Genomic DNA, 580 nt, shown 5'->3' on the forward strand with positions numbered 1-580 from the left:
CTGTACGCCGTGTTCGCACCCGCGGACAAGGCGCAGGCCGACGAAACCGCCCAGTCCCTCACCATCGAGGAGGGCAAGAAGCTTTACACCGTCGGCTGCGCGAGCTGCCACGGCACCGGCGGTCAGGGCACGTCCGACGGCCCGAGCCTGGTGGGCGTGGGCGCCGCGGCGGTCGACTTCCAGGTGGCCACCGGCCGTATGCCGGCCGCCACCTCGCAGGGCGCACAGGTCCCGCGCAAGAAGAACATCTACAGCCAGGCCGAGATCGACCAGCTGGCGGCGTACATCGCCTCCCTGGGCGCCGGCCCGGCCGTCCCGACCGAGGAGCAGTACGGCCCCGAGGGCGCCGACGCCGCCAAGGGCGGTGAACTGTTCCGCAACAACTGCGCCCAGTGCCACAACTTCACCGGCAAGGGTGGCGCGCTCACGCACGGCAAGTACGCCCCGGACCTGGAAGGCGTCTCGCCGAAGCACATCTACGAGGCCATGCTCACCGGCCCGCAGAACATGCCCTCCTTCCCGGACAGCACCCTGTCGGAGCAGAACAAGAAGGACGTCATCGCGTACCTGAACGCGGTCA

1 protein-coding gene is annotated in these 580 nt (G+C 69.5%); it reads left to right on the plus strand.

All coding sequences use genetic code 11. The annotated features are described in order from the left end of the window. Positions 1–580: c-type cytochrome (locus LPA54_RS35485; protein ID WP_228984695.1), on the plus strand; the 580-nt coding region annotated here is incomplete at both ends.

The sequence above is a fragment of the Streptomyces sp. DH12 genome, assembly GCF_020873895.1.
Lineage (GTDB): Bacteria > Actinomycetota > Actinomycetes > Streptomycetales > Streptomycetaceae > Streptomyces.